Here is a 17,800-nt window from a genome sequence, read left to right as displayed (position 1 = left end):
CCTTGTTTGACCGGACAAACCTTCAGGTTCTGGCGAACCATGCCCGCGCGGCCGCAGAGAACATGGCGCACACGCTGCACCGCACCGCGCACTCCGCCTTCGTCAAGGAGACGCAGGACTTTACCGTGATGCTGATGGACCGTTCAGGCGCGACCTTCGCCGTGCCGATGGAGCTCGGCGCCACCTGGTATCCGGGGCTTTCGTATCACCGCGCGATCGCCATGGTCGATGACTACCGGCCGGGAGATATTGCCTTCACCAACGATCCCTATTCCGGGCACGTCGCCACGCACGCGCCCGACACGCATCTTTGGAAGCCGGTCTTCGTCGATGGCGAGATCGTCGCCTGGACCGGCGGGCATATCCACAACACCGATATGGGTGGCGCCGTGCCGGCTTCGCTCAGCCGGGCGCTGACCGAAATCCATCAGGAAGGCATCCGCTTTCCCCCGATGAAGCTGGTGAGAGAGGGCGTCTTCGACGAGACGATCCTGCGGATCATGAGCACCAATGTGCGCAAGCCCGACCTCAACATCGGCGACATCAAGGCGCTGGTCGGCGCGCTCAACACCGGCGAGCGCAAGATCCAGGCAATGGTGAGGAAGTTCGGCAAGGCAGGCTTCATCGAAGGCGTTTCCGCTCTTCTCGACCAGGCGGAAGCGCAGGCGCGCGACGTGCTGCGCTCCATGCCCGACGGCACATGGGATTTCTGCGACTATGCCGATGAGGATTCCGTCGAGGCCAATCCGTGCCGGCTGAAGCTGACGCTGACGATCAAGGGCGACGAGGCGGTGCTCGACTTCACCGGCTCCGATCCGCAGCTCGGCTCCTCGCTCAACGTGCCTTCGGGCGGTGACCCGCGACACACCATGCTGCTGGTTGGCGTCTACTACGTGCTCTACACGCTCAACCCGAAGATCCTGCTCAACACCGGCCTTACCCGGCCGTTTACCTGCATCACGCCCCGGGGCTCCGTGCTGAACCCGGTACACCCCGCCGCCGTGGGAATGCGCTCGCTCACCTGCGCCCGGCTGCGGTCGGTTATCTTCGGCGCCTTCTCGCAAACGGTGCCGGAGCGCCTGCCAGCAGCTCCGGCCGGCAACAACTGCATCGTCAATGTCATGACCACGGACGAGCGCACTTACCGGACCGTCATCACGGCGGTGAATCCCGTGGTCGGCGGCGGCGGGGCGATGCCGCATCGCGACGGAACCAATGGATCGGGCGCGGATGCCGCCTATCTCAAGAACACGCCGATCGAGATCACCGAGACCGAGACCCCGGTCGAATTCGTGAAATACGGGCTCGCCAGGGATAGCGGCGGGGCGGGGCGTTGGCGCGGCGGGTTGGCGACCGAAATGGCCTTCCGTGTCTTTGCCCCCGATTCCAGGATCACGGCGCGCAACCGCGACCGCAGCTTCTTTCGTCCCTGGGGCGTGCTGGGCGGCAAGGCGGCCGGCCTGTCGGACATGATCGTCAATCCAGGGACCGAGCATGAGCGGCGGCTGGGCAACATCGACACCACTGTGCTGCAGCCCGGCGACGTGCTTGAGATACGCTCCGCCGGAGGCGGCGGGCGCGGCGATCCGCATCAACGCGAACCCTGGCGGGTCGCGCAGGATGTGCGGCGCGGCTATGTCTCGCCGGCTGCGGCCGAGCACGGCTATGGCGTGGTCATCCGCGGCGGCGAGATCGACGAGCAGGCAACGGGGCAATTGCGCGCGCGGCAGGCGCCTGCCGCCGGCCATTTCCATTTCGGTCCGGAGCGCGACGGCTACGAAGCGCAGTGGACGCCGGCCGCCTATGACCGGCTCACGGCCATACTGGGAGATTTGCCGATCCACTGGCGGTTCTTCACCAAGACGGAGATCTTCCGCCGCATGAAGGGGCGTTCGGGGCCGGCAGGCGTCCAGCAGGCGTTCGACGCTGTTTGCGAACGGTTCCCGGAACTGCCTCGTCCTGGCCCGGTGCGAGAGGCGGCTGAATGATCACCGACGGCCGCATCGTCCGGCTCGCCGAATTCGGGCGGGCGCAGCTGCATTTCTTTCTCGACGGACAGATGTGTAGCGCATTGGCGGGCGACACCGTGCTGACCGCGATGCTGGCATCAGGACACGCGCTGCGAAAATCCGAGTTCGGACCCGAGTGGCGCGCCGGGTTCTGCCTGATGGGAGCCTGCCAGGATTGCTGGATATGGCAGGACGAGGGATCGCGCATCCGCGCGTGCTCGGCCCCGATCACCGAAGGCATGCGGTTGCGCACAACGGAGCCGGAGAGCTGGCCGTGAGCGAGACCTCGCCGCGGATCGTGATCGTCGGCGCCGGTCCCGCCGGCATAAGGGCCGCGGCCATGCTGGTCGAGGCAGGGCTCCACCCGGTGGTGATCGATGAAGGGCAGCGCGCGGGCGGGCAGATCTACCGCCGCCCACCTGCCGGGTTCGTCCGCACGCCGGAGCAGCTCTACGGGTCGGAGGCGGCGAAAGCGGTCGCACTGCATGCCCTCTTCGACCGGCTGGCCGAAGAGGGGCGCCTCACCCATTGCGCGGCAAGCTCGGTCATCGCCTTGCAGGAGGGGCGGCTGCACGTGTTGGGGGAGGGCGGCGTACAGCTGGTCAGCTATGACCGCCTGATCCTTGCGACGGGCGCATCCGACCGTGTCGCTCCGGTCCCGGGCTGGCAGAGTGCCGGCGTCTACAGCCTTGGCGCGGCGCAGATCGCGCTGAAGGCGCAGGGCGTGGCGCTGGGGCAGCGCATCGTCCTGATCGGATCGGGGCCTTTGCTGACGCTGGTTGGCGCCCAACTCGTCAAGGCTGGAGCGGATGTGGTGGCGGTGCTCGACACCTCTTCCCGGCGCCAGCAGATGCAGGGACTCTGGGAACTTGCCGCCCGGCCGCTGGTCGCGCTGCGCGGTCTAGCCCTGCGGGCGAGGCTCGGCGGCCGCTATCATGCCGGCGTGACGCTCGAACGGATCGAGGCCGACGGCAAAGGTGTCACCGCGATCCGCTGGCACGACGCCGGCGGCAGGGAACATCTCACGCTATGCGACACGATAGGCGTGGGCTGGCACTTGCGGGCCGAGACGCATCTCGCCGACCTGGCGGGATGTGCCTTCATTTATGACGAGAAGTGGCGGCAATGGCTGCCAAAGACCGATGAGATGGGCCGCGCCGGCAACGGAGCCTATCTTGCGGGCGATGGAGTTCGTCTTCTGGGAGCAGACGGCGCGGAGATCGCGGGGCGTCTTGCCGCGGTGGCGTGCCTTGCCGATCTCGGATTTCCAGCGCCCTCCACCGCGTCCGATTTGCGCAAACTCGCACGGCTCGAACGCTTTGCCCGCGGCCTGGCTCGCGCCTTTCCCTGGCCGACGGCGATGGCGCGGGCACTCCCCGACGACGCGGTCGTCTGCCGCTGCGAGAACGTGACCGCCGCGGCCCTACGCCAGAGCACTGATTTCGGCGGTACCGAAGCCAACAGGGTGAAATCGCTGTCGCGCGTCGGCATGGGGCGATGCCAGGGGCGCTATTGTCAGCTGGCCGCCGTCGAACTCATCGCGGCGCAGACCGGCTGCACGCCTGGCGCTGTCGGTCGGTTCCGCGGGCAAGCGCCTGTCCGCCCGGCGCCTATCGGCGCCTTTCTGCGGGACGGCTGATGCGATTCTGGGCCGACCTGGTATGTCTGCCTGTATCACGTCTAAAAGTCGGCGACCTTCCCCCAAGACGAAGCGTCGAAGCGCCTGGGATCATAGGATTGCGGATCGACAATCGGTTTGGAGCCGGTCATCAGATCGGCGACGAGATGCCCGGCGCCGGGTCCGATGCCGAAGCCATGCCCCGAGAACCCGGCAGCCAAAAACAAACCCGGAACGATATGGATCTCGCCAATGGCAGGCACACCGTCGGGCGTGCTGTCGATGTAGCCGGCCCAGGTCGCGCTGATCCTGGTCTGGCGCAGTGCCGGCAGCAGCTCGAGCGCCCGGGCGTGGGCCAGGCGGATGGTCGCCTGGTCCGGAACCGGGTCGAGGATGCGCACCCGCTCCATCGGTGTCGGCTGGTCGAGCCGCCAGTGTCGGAGCGTTTCGTGACCCGAGCGCATGCCCTGCAGGCCGCCAGGCGCGAGGCTGCGCCACCGCTTCAGGAACATCGGCAGGAACTGCGAGGAGAAGCGCAACTGCTGCGGCGTAACGTCCACGCGCCCGCGTCCGCTTATGGCGAGCGTGTGGCCGCCGTCGCCGCGACGCGTGACCGAGATCCCTTTCGTGTGCAGCGCATCCGGCAGACCTTCCGCGCCTGGCGAGACGGACAGAATGGACGAGCGGATCGACGCCTGCGGAAAACGGAAACCGAACTGCCGGCAAAAGGAGGAGGCCCAGGCACCGCCGGCCAGCACAGCCATCTTGGTCCGGATCGTTCCGCTTTCGGTGACCACGCCGCTCAGGCGGCCGCCTTCGGTCTCGATACCCCGCGCGGCGCAATTCTGGTGCACGGAGCCGCCAAGCTTGAGGATGGCGCGGGCGACCGCGGGTGCTGCCCGCGACGGATCGGCGGTGCCGTCGGTGGGCGAGAAGACGCCGCCCTTCCATGTCCGGCCGGTGGCGCGGCCCCGCTCGCAGGCCTCGGTGCCGTCGAGCATATGCGTCGTGACGCCAGCCGTTTTAGCGAAGTCACGCCAGCGCACCCAGCCGGCCAGTTCCGCATCGTCGTTGCTGAGATAGAGCAGGCCGCAGCGGCGAAAGCCGGTGTCTTCGCCAGTCTCTGCCGCAAAGCTGCCCCACAGGTCGATGCTTCTTGTCGCCATCGGCAACTCGCGCGCGTCGCGGTTCTGCTGGCGGCACCATCCCCAGTTCCTGGAAGACTGCTCGGCGCCGATGCGTCCCTTTTCGACGAGCGCCACTTTCATGCCGCGCCGTGCCAGGTAGTAGGCCGCGAAGATACCGACGATGCCGCCGCCGATCACCACCGCGTCCGCGTTCCGTGGCAGGTCTCCGGATGTCTCGATTTTCTGTAGGGGTGCGCGCATGGTCTCTCTGCCTTGACGCGCCAATTTAACGCGTTGCGCAGGCAGCCGCTGCCGCAGTTGCGGCCGAAGCAGAATTTTATTCCGGCAACGCAGTCAAAATCGGGAACCGCTGCGTTTCAAAGCGCTCTCCGCTTGGATGGACAGGCCAACGGGCTGTGGTAGTGTCAATGTCTATGAGCAAGGCAGCATTTTGTGCTGCGGCATGTTCTGCGGAGACGACAGTGAAACTGGATCGGATCGATATCAAGATTCTGTACGAGTTGCAGAAGAATGGCCGCATCACCAACGTGGAACTGGCTGATCTGGTGCACCTGTCGCCAAGCCCGTGCCTGATGCGGGTCAAGAGACTGCAATCGGAGGGCTACATCGAGGGCTATTCCGCGCAGATCAATATCGGCAAGCTCGGCCAGACGCTGACCGTGTTCACCGAAATCACCTTGAAGAACCATCGCCAGGTGGATTTCGCCCGCTTTCTCGCCGTGGTTGAGAAGATCGACCAGGTCATCGAATGCCACCTCGTGTCGGGTGGCTACGACTATCTGATGAAGTTCGTGACCGCCGGCATCGCCGAGTACCAGACCATCATGGAGCGGCTGACCGACATGGATATTGGCATCGACAAGTATTTCAGCTTCGTGGTGCTGAAGTCGCCGATCGTCAAGGCGCACATGCCGCTGCCCAGCCTGTTTCCGAGGTAGTCCGCGGCGACCGCGCCGCGCTTGTCGCCTGCGGCCCGCTACAAGGCGTCCGGCCGCAATATCGGGTGCAGTGCCTTCAATTCGGCTTGCATCTCGGCAATCATCCAGGCGCGGATATCGGAGACGACAGGCCGTACCGGCCTTGAGCGCGGCGCTATCAGCTGATGGATCCGACCCGTCTTAATCTGCCTGTCCGAGGCCGGGACAAGGGTTCCCTGAAGCAATGCCCTTGAAACGTTGCTGAGCCAGCCGAGCGCCACGCCTTCCCCGTTCATCGCGGCTTGAAGCACGACCGCGTAGTCCGAGAATTCGAGCCACTTTGCCCTGCTGGTCTTGCGGTCCGCCACACTGCCCCAGGCGTCCAGCCACTGCTCCTTGGCGTCGGTCAGGTGAAGCAAGGCATGACCTTCCCCGGTTCCGGCATGGATCAGCCGGCCGTGGGCCGACAAATAGGATGGGCTGCACACCGGAACGATGATCTCCGGCGAGAATGCCCAATGGTGATAGTGGGTGTCGTCATCAGCCAGGATTCTCGTGGCAAGGTCGACAGTCTCGGCGGGTCCTCGCAGAACGCCCGCGATCAGTTCGAACCTCAGGTCGACGTCAGGAAACCTGGTGTTGAATGCCCCTAACCTCGGAACGAACCAATAGGTTGCCAGAGAACTCGAAAGGGAAAGAGTCACCACCGGCTTTGCAGCACTGTTCTGCTTGATCCTGCGGATCGCCTCCGCAATGCCGTCAAATCCCTCCCGCACCGCCGAATAGAGGGCACGTCCGTCCGGGGTCGGGGTCAACCCCGCAGGACTCCGCGTGAAAAGAGCAACACCAAAATCGGCCTCGAGCTGGGCAATGCTGCGGCTGATCGATGGTTGCGTGACGTTGAACTCGCGCGCCGCTGCCGTGAAGCTACCCGACCGGACAGCAGCTTCGAAGACAAGCAGTCCGCGCGCGGAAGGAACGAGTTTTGCGAAACCAGCCATACGCCCAGCGTATAGCCACCCCAACAATTTACAAGCTTTCTACGATCTCGGAAATGGCGAAGTATAACCCTGATGAATGGGGGAGCAGGACGTGAAGGCAGCGGCATCTCAAGCGGGCAGCACATCCAGCGATCCTCTGCTTCAGCCGTTTCGGCTCAAGGGTCTGACGCTGCGCAACCGCGTCGTCAGCACCAGCCATGCCTCGATGCTGGACGATGGCGGCCTGCCGCTCGAGCGCTACCAACGCTACCACGAGGAGAAAGCGCGCGGCGGCCTGGCGATGACCATGGTGGGCGGCTCGGCCATGACGTCGCCCGACTCGAGCTGGGGCGGCGGTCAGCTGGACCTCTCGACCGACCGCATCGTGCCTCATCTCCAGTCCCTGTCGCAGCGGGTGCATCGCCATGGCGCTGCCATCATGTGCCAGGTCTCACACCTTGGCCGGCGCGCTACCGCCTATGCCGGAAACTGGCTGCCGCCGGTGGCGCCGTCACGCGTTCGCGAGACGCGGAACCGGAATTTTCCAAAGGAGATGGACGCCCCCGACATCGACAGGATCATCAAGGATTACGCCAGTGCCGCTAGGCGCTGCGTGGACGGCGGTCTGGACGGCGTCGAAACCGTCACCGGCGGCCATCTGATCGGGCAATTCCTCTCGCTCAGAACCAACAGGCGCACGGATGGCTTCGGCGGCTCGCTGGAAAACCGCGCACGCTTCGGCCTGATGGTTCACGAGGCGATCCGCCGCGCGGTGGGCGACGACTTCGCTGTCGGCATCCGGTTCGTGATCGACGAGGCGGTCGAGGATGGCTCGGATTTCGAGGAATGCCTTGCCTTCGCCAAGCTGTTCGAGCGGGAAGGCCATATCGACTTCTTCAACTGCATCTTTGGCCGCATGGACACCGATCTGTCGCTGGCTGAGCAGAACATGCCCGGCATGTTCAGCCAGAGCGCGCCGTTCTTGCCGCTGGTCGGACAGTTCAAACGGGAAACCAGGCTGCCCGTGATCCACGCCGCAGGCATTCGGGACATAGCGACGGCCCGCCATGCCATCCGCGAGAACCTTGTCGACCTGGTCGGCATGACCCGAGCGCATATTGCCGACCCCCATATCGTCAACAAGGTGATGCGCGGCGAAGGAGAACGCATTCGCCCGTGTGTCGGCGCGTCCTACTGCCTCTACAAGAAGGTGCAGTGCATTCACAACCCGGCCAGCGGCCATGAAACGATCATCAGCCATACCATCATGCGGGCTGAAACGCCGAAACGGGTGGTCGTGATCGGCGGTGGCCCGAGCGGGATGGAAGCGGCAAGGGTCGCCGCCGAGCGCGGCCACAGAGTGAGCCTGCTCGAAGCTGGGGCGCGGCTTGGTGGGCAAGTGCTCATCGCGGCCTCGGCGTCCGATCGCAATGATCTCATCGGCATAGTCGACTGGCGCGTAGACGAACTCGCGCGGCTTGGAGTGGAAGTCCGTCTCAACACCTATGCGGACGCAGAAATCGTCATTGCTGCGGAACCGGACGCGGTCATCGTCGCCACCGGCGGCGTTCCGGATATGGAACGGCTGGAGGGTGCTGAACATTGCGACAGCGTATGGGACGTCCTGACCGGGGTCGTGCCGGCGAAGGACGATGTGCTGATCTACGACGAGACCGGACGCCAGGCCGCAATTTCCTGCGCCCTGCATCTCGCCCAACACGGGCGCGTGGTCAGCCTGGCCATAGCGGACGACACGCTGGCGATCGAGACGCCCTATCCGGACCGGGTGAGTTTTCGCAAACGCGCCTCGGAACGCGGCATCCGCGTCGTCAGCGATATGCGTCTGGTCAAGGCAGCGCGCCAGGGCAACGGCATCGCCGCCACGTTCCGGCATGAACTCACCGGTGCGGAAACAGAAATGACGGCGGCCCAACTCATTGTCGAGCGCGGCACCGTGCCCATGGAGGATACCTACCAGGAACTGCGTGCGCGCTCCGCCAACAACGGCGTCACCGACATAGCGCTGATGACGGGAACGGCAACGAAGCGGGACAATGGTCCGCAAGCTGCCGGATCGTTCGTCTTGCACCGCATTGGAGACGCAGTGGCCAGCCGGGACATCTACTCGTCGATCTACGAGGCCTACCGGCTCTGCTCGCAATTGTAGATGGGGCCATGAAACTCGATCGGATCGACATCAAGATTCTGTACGAGCTGCAGAAGAACGGCCGCATCACAAATGTGGAGTTGGCCGAACGGGTCAATCTCTCTCCCAGCCCCTGCCTGATGCGGGTAAAGAAGCTGCATGCCGAAGGCTATATCGTGCGCTATTCGGCGCAGATCGACATCGCAAAGCTGGGGCGGACGCTCACCGTCTTCACGGAAATCACGCTCAAGAACCATCGACAGATCGACTTCGCGCGTTTCCTTGCCGCCGTCGACAAGGTTGATGCGGCCGTCGAATGCCACCGCGTTTCGGCCCGCTACGACTATTTGATGAAATTCGTGGCCGCCGGCATCGGCGAGTATCAGGAGATCATGGAGCGGCTGAGCGACATGGATATCGGCATCGACAAGTATTTCAGCTTCGTGGTGCTGAAATCTCCCATCGTCAAGGCGCACATGCCGTTGCCCAGCCTGTTCCCGATGTAGTCAGAGCGGCTCACCGTTTCCGTAAAATGCTGAGCGGCTCTAGCGATGGCCGTATTGGCTGACGAGCTCAGGATCGCGGACGAGGCCATCGAGCCACGTCGGATCGAGCTTCGGCACGGAGGAGAACAGAAGCTTGGAATAGGGGTGGGTGGGCGCCTGCAACTTGTCGGGCGTGATCTGCTCCACCCGCTGCCCATTATACATGACCATGATTTCGTCGCAGATCGCTTCGACGACGGAGAGGTCGTGGCTGATGAAAATATAGGAAAGGCCCAACTCGCGCTGCAACTCCTTGAGCAGTTCGATCACGGCGGCCGCGACCACCGTGTCGAGCGCCGAGGTGATTTCGTCGCAGATGATGAGCTTGGGGTCGGCCGCCAGAGCGCGCGCGAAGTTCACGCGTTGCTTCTGGCCGCCCGAGAGCTCCGACGGACGGCGATAGCGCAGGCCCCTCGGCAGGCGAACCATGTCGAGCAGTTCGTCGACGCGCTTCGAGCGCGCCTGTCTGTCGAGCCCGTGATAGAAGGCCAGCGGGCGGGAGATGATGTCCTCCACCGGCTTGGCTGGATTGAGCGCGGTGTCGGCATACTGGAACACGATCTGCATCTCGCGCAGCTGGTCCTGGCTGCGTTTCCCCGCAGTGCGCTCCAATTCCTTGCCGTCGAAGACGATGTCGCCGGCCGCCGCCGGATGGATGCCGGCGATGACGCGCGCCAGCGTCGATTTTCCGCAGCCGGATTCGCCGATGACGCCGAGATTGCGTCCCTTCTCGACGACTAGGGTGACGGAATCGACAGCGCGGATAATCGGCAGTCCGTCACCCCGCACCGCGCCGTAGCCGGCGGTCACATTGTCGATACGCAGCAGCTCTTTCGTCCCGGCATCCGCGTCCGCATGCGCTTGCCGCGGTTTCGGCTCGAAGGCAGCCAGCAGTTCGCGCGTATAGGGGTGCTGGGCAGCCGAAAGTATCTGAGCCGTGGTGCCTGTCTCCTGCACTTCGCCGCCCTTCAGCACGACGATGTGGTCGGCGATCTGGGCGACGACGGCGAGGTCGTGGGAAACGTAGACCCCCGCTATTCCGTCCGCCCGCATGACCGACTTGAATGCCTTCAGCACGTCGATCTGCGTCGTAACGTCGAGTGCCGTCGTCGGCTCGTCGAAGATCATCAGCTTGGGATCGCCGATGAGCGCCATGGCCGCCGACAGCCGCTGCAATTGCCCGCCCGAAACCTGGTGCGGGTAGCGCGCGCCGATCCCTTCCGGATCCGGCAACGACAAGGCCCGGAACAGCTCGACCGCGCGCTTGCGCGCCTGCTCGGGCGACATCAGCCCGTGGATGCGCGTAACCTCGATCACCTGCTCCATGATGGTGGACGAGGGGTTGAAGGAGGCGGCGGCACTTTGCGGAACATAGGCAATGTCGGTGCCGCGCAACCTGGCGCGCTGCTTTTCGGAAAGTGCCGCCATGTTCTTGCCGTTGACATTGATTTCGCCGCCGGTAATCCGGCAGCCAGGCCGCGCATAGCCCATCAGCGAGAGCGCGATCGTCGTCTTGCCGGAACCGCTCTCACCGATCAGGGCGACGATCTCGCCATCGGCGATGTCGAGGCTGACGCCCTTGATGATTTCGACGACACGACCGGCGTCGGTCGTCGCCTCGATCCTTAGGTTCCTGACCTCGACGAGATTGGTCATGCGTCCCTGTCCCTGATCTTCTGCGGCAGGTTGTCGATCAGCAGGTTGACGCTGATGGTGAGGCTGGCGATCGCCAGCGACGGAATGATGACCGCGGGCGCCGCGAAGGGCAGGCCGCCGATGTTCTCGCGCACCAGCGCGCCCCAGTCGGCGAGCGGCGGCTGCAGGCCGAGCCCGAGGAAGGACAGGCCTGAGAGCAAGAGCACGATGAAGACGAAGCGCAGGCCGAAGTCGGCCAGAACCGGGCGCATGATATTGGGTAGGATCTCGGACCCGATGAGATAGGCGGTGCTTTCGCCGCGGACGCGAGCGACGGTCATGAAGTCCATGCTGTTGATGTTGACCGCGAGCGCCCGCGCGAAACGGTAGGCGCCGGGAATATAGATGACGGCGAGCGTCAGGATCAGCGCCGGGATCGACGAGCCGACAGCGGCGACGACCACAAGGCCGAACAGCTTGCTGGGGATGGAGTTCATGGCATCGAGGAAGCGGCTAAGGCAGCTGTCGAGCCAGCCGCGGGTGACGGCAGCGATCATCCCCAGCACGACGCCCGAGAAGCAGGCGATGGCGACGGCTGCGAGCGATATGCCGACGGTGTAGCGCGCGCCCATCAGCACCCGCGAGAGCATGTCGCGGCCCAGATAGTCCGAGCCGAGCCATAGGCCCTGACGCATCGGGCCGAAATAATCGTCGTCGACGATATCGCCGATCGAATGGGGAATGATGTAAGGCGCGAAGATGGCGATCAGCGTCCACGCCAGGATGACCAGCGCGGCCACGACGCCCACGAGATTGTAGCTGTGGCCAAGGAATGACCGTCGGGAAGCTGCCACGCGCGCCATCGTCACCTGAGCCTCGGGTTGGACATGATGGCGATGATGTCGGCGACGGTGATGAGCAAGAGATAGCCAAGGCAGAAGATCATCGCGCAGCTCTGGATCAGCGGCAGGTCGCGGGTCGCGACGGCATCGACCATCAGCTTGGCGATGCCGGGATAGTTGAAGATCGTCTCCACGATGATGACGCCGCCGACCAGATAGGACAGCGACAGCGCAACCGCGTTGACGATTGGCCCGAGCGCATTGGGGAGTGCGTGCTTGAGCACCATGCGGCCGCGTGAGGCGCCTTTGAGAAGCGCCATCTCGACATAAGGCGTGGAGAGCGTTTCGATCACCGCGGCGCGGGTCATGCGGATCATCTGGGCGGAGATGACGAAGGTGAGCGTGATCACCGGCATTGCATAGATGCGCACGAGGTCGGTCAGCGTATGCGCCTCATTGACCGAGGAAAGCGCTGGCAGCCATTTGAGATAAACGGCGAAAAGCAGGACCGCCAGCGTGGCGACCATGAATTCCGGCACCGAGATGACGCCGATCGAAAGAATGGTGACGGTGCGGTCGTAGAGCGAGCCGCGCAGCATGGCGGCGGTGATGCCCAGCGTCAGCGCCAGGGGGACCGAGAGCAGCGTGGTGATGCCGGCGAGCTCCATGGTGTTGATGAAGCGCCCGCCGATCAGTGCCGCGACCGGCATCTCATTGGCATAGGAGGTGCCGAGATCGCCGTGGAGCAGGCCGAGAAGCCAGCGCAGGAAGCGCAGGATTGCCGGATCGTTGAGATGCATGGCCTGCCGCAGGCCGGCGACGGCTTCGGGTGTCGCCGCCTGGCCGAGCAGGATCGACGCGGTGTCGCCGGGCAGCATGCTGGTGGCGAAAAAAACGGCGAACAGGACGATCAGAAGCGTGATGACCGCGATTGCCAGCCGCTTCAACACGAGGTTTAGAACCCCAGACGTCATGGAAGCGCTCCTGCGGTTGCCTTCGGCCAAGCCATGTTGCGCAATAAGTGCCAGGGACCGGCTGTCCGGTCCCTGGCAGGCGCCTCTCAGGCTTCGAGCCAGAGATATTCCGCCATTGCGTAGCCCATCATGCCACCGAGCGGGTTCGCCTCCAAACCCTTCACCTTGCTGGAGAGGGCATCGACGTTGGAAATGTAGGCTGGGATGATGGTGCCGGCCTCCTCGGAGACCATGGTCTGCATCTGGCCGTAGATTTCCTTGCGCTTGGCCTGGTCGAGCGAGCCGCGCGCCTCGATCATCAGCTTGTCGAACTTCTCCGACTTGTACTGGCTTTCGTTCCAGGGCGCGTTGGAGGCGTAGAGCAGCGAGAACAGGATGTCCGGCGTCGGGCGTGGATTGATGTTGCCGAAATGGACCGGCGCCTTGAGCCAGTAATTGTCCCAGTAGCCGTCGGACGGGACGCGCTGGACATCGAGCTTCATGCCGATATCGGCACCGGCGGCTTGGATGATCACCGCCATGTCGATCGACGAGGTCGCGGCATCGGAGGCGACCACGGGGATGGACTGACCGAGCAGGCCCGACTTCTGGAAGTGGAATTTGGCCTTGTCCGGGTCGAAGCCCTTCGGCTTGAGGTCGGCATTGTGGAAGATGTTCGCCGGTGAGACGGGCTGGTCGTTGCCGACTTCGCCAAGGCCGCGCAATGCCGATTTGACGATCTGCTCGCGGTTGACGAGGTATTTCATGCCGGTCACGAAGTCGGCCTTGTTGCCGGGATCCATGTCGAGCCGAATGTTGAGGTCGGTGTAGTTGCCCGAGGTCGTCTTCGACAATTCGAAGCCCTGCTGGCCGCCGATGAGCTTCATCGCGCGCGGATTGATCGAGGCGGCGAAGTTGATATCCCCGGAAAGCAGGGCGTTCACGCGGGCGCTGTCATCGCTGATGGCGATGAATTCGAACGAGTCGAGGTAGGGCTTGCCGGATTTCCAGTAGTTCTTGTTCTTGGTGACGACCGACCGCACGCCTGGTTCGAACGTTTGCAGCACAAAGGCGCCGGTGCCGTTGCCTTTGGAGAAGTCGGTGGTGCCATCGGCGATGATCATGAAGTGATGCAGCGCCAGGATGGTCGGAAGGTCGGCATTCGGATCGGCGAGCGTGATTTCGACCGTGGACTTGTCGACGGCCTTGAAACCGGTCATCTGCGCGGCGATCTTGGCGACCTTGGAACCGATCGCCGGATCGAGATGGCGCTTCATCGAGAAGACGACGTCGTCGGCGGTGAGGGCCTTGCCGTCGTGGAAGGTGACGCCCTTACGCAGCTTCACCGTCCAGGTCTTGGCGTCCTTGCTGTCGAAGCTTTCGGCCAACTCCATCTGCGTGACGCCATCCTTGTCGAGGAAAGTCAGGCGGTTGTAGAGCGAGCAGCAGCGGACATAGTCGGTCGACAGCGACGCCTTTGCCGGATCGAGCGTGTCGGCGGTCGAGGACGACCAGCCGGCGGCCTTGAAGCTGCCGCCGGAAACCGGCGTGGCGGCGACGGCATTAGTGGCGCGGCCAAGCACCATGCTGCCCGCGGCAACCGCGGCGCCGCCGGCCAACAGCATCTTGAGGAGTTCGCGGCGGCTCGCGCCCCGCCGAATGGCATTTTCGACCATGGCATCGTCTGCGCTGGTCCAGTTCGTGATCTTGTCGGTCATATCATTCCCCTTTCTGTTTGTTTTCCGGCTTGCTCGTCTTGACGCGGCTTTCCGGGCTTGGGCTCAGGTTCGTTGCTTCAGGCTTTCCCGTACGGCCGACGCCAACGCGGCCATTGAGGTGAAGTGGTAGTCCGGCACGGTGAAGCGCTCGGGCTCGATCGTGCCGCCATAGCCCTTCTGGGCATGCCGGCGCTCGATCCAGCAGTTGGTCAAGCCAAGCGCCCGGGATATGCCGATATCGTGATACTGGCTTTGCGCGACGTGCAGGATGTCATCCTTGCTGTCGCCCCTTGAGGCGACGAAATCGAAGACCTTCTGGAAAAAGGCCGGGTCCGGTTTTTCCATGCCGGTATCGTCGGCCGTGAAGGTGGCGAAGAAGGGCGATCCGAGTTGCTTCTCGAAATGATCGAGCGCCCAGCGCCGGGCATTGGTCATGGCGATCAGCCTGTGCGATTTCGCAAGCTCGGCCAATGCCGCCGCGCTGTCAGGAAAGCCTTGCCAGACGCTGGCGGAGTCCCGCAGGCGGATGCCGTATTTCTCCTCGGCCGGCAGGCCGAGCCGTGGCGCGATGACCATGTAGACACGTAGGAGATCGTCGGGAAACAGGCTCGCATCGGGCATGTAGCGGGCCTGCCGGTAAAGGCTCAGCGCTTCCTCACCATCGAGCGAAACGCCGGCCTCGGCGGCGATTCCGGCCAGGCAGGTCGTTATCCCGCCTTCGAAGTCGATCAGCGTGCCGACGACATCGAAGGTCATGTATTTGAATTCGCTAAAGCCCCTGGCCAAGACTGGGTCTCCTCTGCGTACGGCCGAATTGCATGTGTTGAACAGAACAAAATTCCGTGCTGTCCGGGGCGTCGGCCTTTTTCGAAGGCCCGGAAATCCAAGCTTTCTGGCCTTGTCTTATAAGCAGTCTGGCACTTCCCCCGCGCTGGATTCGCCGAAAAGGCGCGAGGGGGCGGCACAAAATTGCGAAATCATCTACCCCGGCGCTATTTCAAAACACGGGGTATTGGTCTGCCGTCATGCCAGGGCCTGGCGATGTCGGGATCGTCCAGTGTCTGGTCGAGCGTCCGGCGCGTGCGCTCGATGATCGCATCGATGTCGCCGTCGGTGCAGCAGAGCGGCGGTGCATAGCCGATAACCCCATGCGCAAAGGCACGGATGATCAGGCCATTGTCCCATGCCCTGTCGAAGACGCGCCGCGCCGGCATGGCCGACGCCGGAAGCGGTGTCTTCTTCTGCTTGTCGACCACCAGTTCGATCGCGGCAAGCATGCCGCGGCCGCGCACATCGCCGACGAGCGGGTGGTCCCTCAGGCTCTCCAAGCCCGCCATCAGGCGAGCGCCGGCCTTGATGCCATTCTCCAGAAGGCCGTCTTCATAGAGCTTCAACACTTCGAGCGCGACGGCGGCGCTGACGGGATGAGCGGAATAGGTGTAGCCGTGACCGACCGCCGAGGAGCCGGCGCCATCGGCGATGACGTCGTAGACATGATCGGCCATGAACACGGCGCCCATGGGAACATAGCCCGAGGTCAGCCCCTTCGCGGTCGTCATGAAATCGGGAACGATGTCCTCATCGGCACAGGCGAACAAGGGTCCCGTGCGGCCGAAGCCGGTGATCACCTCGTCGGCGATGAACAGGATGCCGTACTCCCGGCAGAGCTCGCGCATCGCCTTGATCCAGCCTTTCGGTGGAACAATGACGCCGCCTGAGCCCTGGATCGGCTCGGCATAGAAGGCAGCGACCCGCTCCGGCCCGATCTCCTCGATCTTGGCCTTCAGCGCGGCGAGTGATGCGGCGATGATCGCGTTCCCGTCCTCGCCCACCGGGTTGCGATAGGGATAGGGGGAGGGGATCTTGTGCTGCCATTCGAAGGGAATGCCGAAACCGGCGTGAAAGGCGGGCAGGGCGGTCAGGCCCGCGCCGACCACCGACGAGCCGTGATAGCCCTGCTCGATGGAAATGAACTGGTCGCGCTTTGGCTCGCCCCTGGCATTCCAGTAGTAGCGGACGAAACGGATCGTGCTATCGACCGCGTCCGACCCGCCAAGTGTGAAGAAGACGTGATTGAGATCTCCGGGCGCGCGCTCGGCCAGTTCCGAAGCGAGCCGGATGGCCGGCTCAGAGCCGAGGTCGAAATAGGCGGTGGCGTAGGGAAGCTCGCGCATCTGCCGGGCAGCCGCCTCGACGATGCTGTCGTGGCCGTAGCCGGCATTGACGCACCACAGTCCCGCGAAACCGTCGAGAAGTTGCCGGCCGGACGCATCGGTCACGGTCGCCCCCTTCGCCGATTTCAAGACGCGCACGCCTTGCGCCTCATGACCACGGTATGAAGAGACCGGGTGGATGAGATGGGCGCGGTCGAGTTCGATCAGGGAATTGGCGAGCATTCTATCCTCCGGACTAGCCCAGCGCCTGGTTGGCGAGGGCGTAAACTCTTGGCCATGCCTGTTCCATGTCCGTCTTGGGTGGACGGTCCATGGCCACGCCACCGCCGACATGGGCGAGGCCGATGTCCTCCAGCCAGCCGGCGATGCCGGTCCCGCTGCCGGTATCGACGCGCAGGAAGGCGCCGGGACGTGGCGCGGCAAAGAAGCCGATCAGGGCCTTAGCCTCGTCGGTGCTTCCCGCGATGACCGGACCGATCACCTCGCCCCGTCCGAACGGGCGGATGGCGGCATAGGCCTCGATGGCACCGTTGCGGCGGATGACGGCGAATTGGCCGCGCTCCGCCAGCGCATCGATGAGAGCTTCACGGTCGGCGCCGTAGGCGTCGCGGTCCAGCGCCTTGATTTCCGGGAGATCGGCGGTGTCCGCAACTTCCACGCCGTCGGGCGCACCAAGCTTGGCAACGCTGCCCTGATGTTGCCGGATCGTACCGGACGGCACGAAGCCGAGCTTTTCATAGAGAGGAATGCCGTCCGCTGTCGCGACGAGCCGCAACGGACGGTCGCCGGCAAGGGCGAAGGCCTGATCCATCAGCCGGCGACCAAGCCCCTTGCCCCGCACAGTCCTGTCGACGATCACCATGTTGATCATGGCGCAATCCATGCCATAGGGCGTTACCAGGATGGTTCCGGTGACGCGGCCCTGGTCGTCGAGCGCGACCGCACCGTTCGAGAGCTGCAGCGCCATCTGCCAGTCCTGCGGGCGATGCGGCCAATTCTCCTGGCGAGAAAGCGCTACGGCGCCCTCGATATGGTCCGGCCCGAAGGTCTGGAGTTCGATCTCGCCCTGCTGCATGAGGCATCCTTCCGTTTAGTGCCCAAGTCTCGGCCATCGG

15 protein-coding genes are annotated in these 17,800 nt (G+C 64.1%); 6 read left to right on the top strand and 9 right to left on the bottom strand.

Annotation, left to right across the window (positions count from 1 at the left end; genetic code table 11):
• Positions 1-2 precede the first annotated feature (2 nt).
• From LB564_RS28495 to LB564_RS28485, 3 genes are read left to right on the top strand one after another with little or no spacing between them, the layout of a single operon-like run.
• The gene (locus LB564_RS28495; RefSeq protein ID WP_224542472.1) at positions 3-1,988 is read left to right on the top strand and encodes a hydantoinase B/oxoprolinase family protein; all 1,986 of its coding nucleotides are present in this window, start codon (positions 3-5) and stop codon (positions 1,986-1,988) included.
• Positions 1,985-2,287: a (2Fe-2S)-binding protein gene (locus LB564_RS28490; protein WP_140707558.1), complete on the top strand. Its 303-nt coding sequence runs from the start codon at positions 1,985-1,987 to the stop codon at positions 2,285-2,287. The genes LB564_RS28495 and LB564_RS28490 overlap by 4 nt, the downstream gene beginning before the upstream one ends.
• Positions 2,284-3,648: an FAD/NAD(P)-binding oxidoreductase gene (locus LB564_RS28485; protein WP_140707560.1), complete on the top strand. Its 1,365-nt coding sequence runs from the start codon at positions 2,284-2,286 to the stop codon at positions 3,646-3,648. Before LB564_RS28490 ends, LB564_RS28485 begins: the two co-directional genes overlap by 4 nt.
• Before the next feature lie 41 nt (positions 3,649-3,689).
• On the opposite strand, the gene LB564_RS28480 is transcribed toward LB564_RS28485, so the two are convergent.
• Positions 3,690-5,015 carry an NAD(P)/FAD-dependent oxidoreductase gene (locus LB564_RS28480; RefSeq protein ID WP_140707562.1) on the bottom strand — a complete coding sequence of 442 codons (1,326 nt, stop codon included), beginning with the start codon at positions 5,013-5,015 and terminating at the stop codon, positions 3,690-3,692.
• A gap of 221 nt (positions 5,016-5,236) precedes the next feature.
• Here LB564_RS28480 and LB564_RS28475 point away from each other — a divergent pair, with 221 nt between their 5' ends.
• Entirely contained in the window at positions 5,237-5,713 is a 477-nt protein-coding gene (locus LB564_RS28475; RefSeq protein WP_127327820.1) for an Lrp/AsnC family transcriptional regulator, read from the top strand.
• A gap of 38 nt (positions 5,714-5,751) precedes the next feature.
• Here LB564_RS28475 and LB564_RS28470 read toward each other — a convergent pair whose 3' ends face one another.
• Positions 5,752-6,693 carry a LysR substrate-binding domain-containing protein gene (locus LB564_RS28470; RefSeq protein ID WP_140707564.1) on the bottom strand — a complete coding sequence of 314 codons (942 nt, stop codon included), beginning with the start codon at positions 6,691-6,693 and terminating at the stop codon, positions 5,752-5,754.
• Positions 6,694-6,769: 76 nt separating this feature from the next.
• On the opposite strand from LB564_RS28470, the gene LB564_RS28465 reads away from it, so the two are divergent.
• Both LB564_RS28465 and LB564_RS28460 read left to right on the top strand, forming a co-directional pair.
• A complete protein-coding gene (locus LB564_RS28465; RefSeq protein WP_224542471.1) occupies positions 6,770-8,839 on the top strand; it encodes an NADH:flavin oxidoreductase in 2,070 nt (689 codons plus the stop codon).
• Positions 8,840-8,847: 8 nt separating this feature from the next.
• Positions 8,848-9,324: an Lrp/AsnC family transcriptional regulator gene (locus LB564_RS28460; RefSeq protein ID WP_128308402.1), complete on the top strand. Its 477-nt coding sequence runs from the start codon at positions 8,848-8,850 to the stop codon at positions 9,322-9,324.
• Positions 9,325-9,363: 39 nt separating this feature from the next.
• On the opposite strand, the gene LB564_RS28455 is transcribed toward LB564_RS28460, so the two are convergent.
• The 7 genes from LB564_RS28455 to LB564_RS28425 all read right to left on the bottom strand — a co-directional run bounded on the left by LB564_RS28455 (position 9,364) and on the right by LB564_RS28425 (position 17,760).
• A complete protein-coding gene (locus LB564_RS28455; protein ID WP_140707568.1) occupies positions 9,364-11,019 on the bottom strand; it encodes an ABC transporter ATP-binding protein in 1,656 nt (551 codons plus the stop codon).
• A complete protein-coding gene (locus LB564_RS28450; RefSeq protein WP_140707570.1) occupies positions 11,016-11,861 on the bottom strand; it encodes an ABC transporter permease in 846 nt (281 codons plus the stop codon). Before LB564_RS28450 ends, LB564_RS28455 begins: the two co-directional genes overlap by 4 nt.
• Before the next feature lie 2 nt (positions 11,862-11,863).
• A complete protein-coding gene (locus LB564_RS28445) occupies positions 11,864-12,814 on the bottom strand; it encodes an ABC transporter permease (RefSeq protein ID WP_140707572.1) in 951 nt (316 codons plus the stop codon).
• A gap of 86 nt (positions 12,815-12,900) precedes the next feature.
• Positions 12,901-14,511 (bottom strand): ABC transporter substrate-binding protein, encoded by a 1,611-nt coding sequence (locus tag LB564_RS28440; RefSeq protein WP_140707574.1) that lies wholly within the window; start codon positions 14,509-14,511, stop codon positions 12,901-12,903.
• A gap of 63 nt (positions 14,512-14,574) precedes the next feature.
• Positions 14,575-15,267, bottom strand: coding sequence for an HAD-IA family hydrolase (locus LB564_RS28435; protein WP_411910172.1), 693 nt, complete (start codon positions 15,265-15,267; stop codon positions 14,575-14,577).
• A 236-nt stretch (positions 15,268-15,503) separates the two neighbouring features.
• Complete coding sequence (locus LB564_RS28430; protein ID WP_140707578.1) at positions 15,504-16,907, bottom strand: aspartate aminotransferase family protein; 1,404 nt, start codon at positions 16,905-16,907, stop codon at positions 15,504-15,506.
• A 13-nt stretch (positions 16,908-16,920) separates the two neighbouring features.
• Complete coding sequence (locus LB564_RS28425) at positions 16,921-17,760, bottom strand: GNAT family N-acetyltransferase (protein WP_140707580.1); 840 nt, start codon at positions 17,758-17,760, stop codon at positions 16,921-16,923.
• Positions 17,761-17,800: the final 40 nt, after the last annotated feature.

Source organism: Mesorhizobium sp. ES1-6 (assembly GCF_020164775.1).
In the GTDB taxonomy this organism is placed as follows: domain Bacteria; phylum Pseudomonadota; class Alphaproteobacteria; order Rhizobiales; family Rhizobiaceae; genus Mesorhizobium.
Note: the sequence above shows the minus strand (reverse complement) of the source record. Positions and strands in the feature narration are given on the sequence as shown.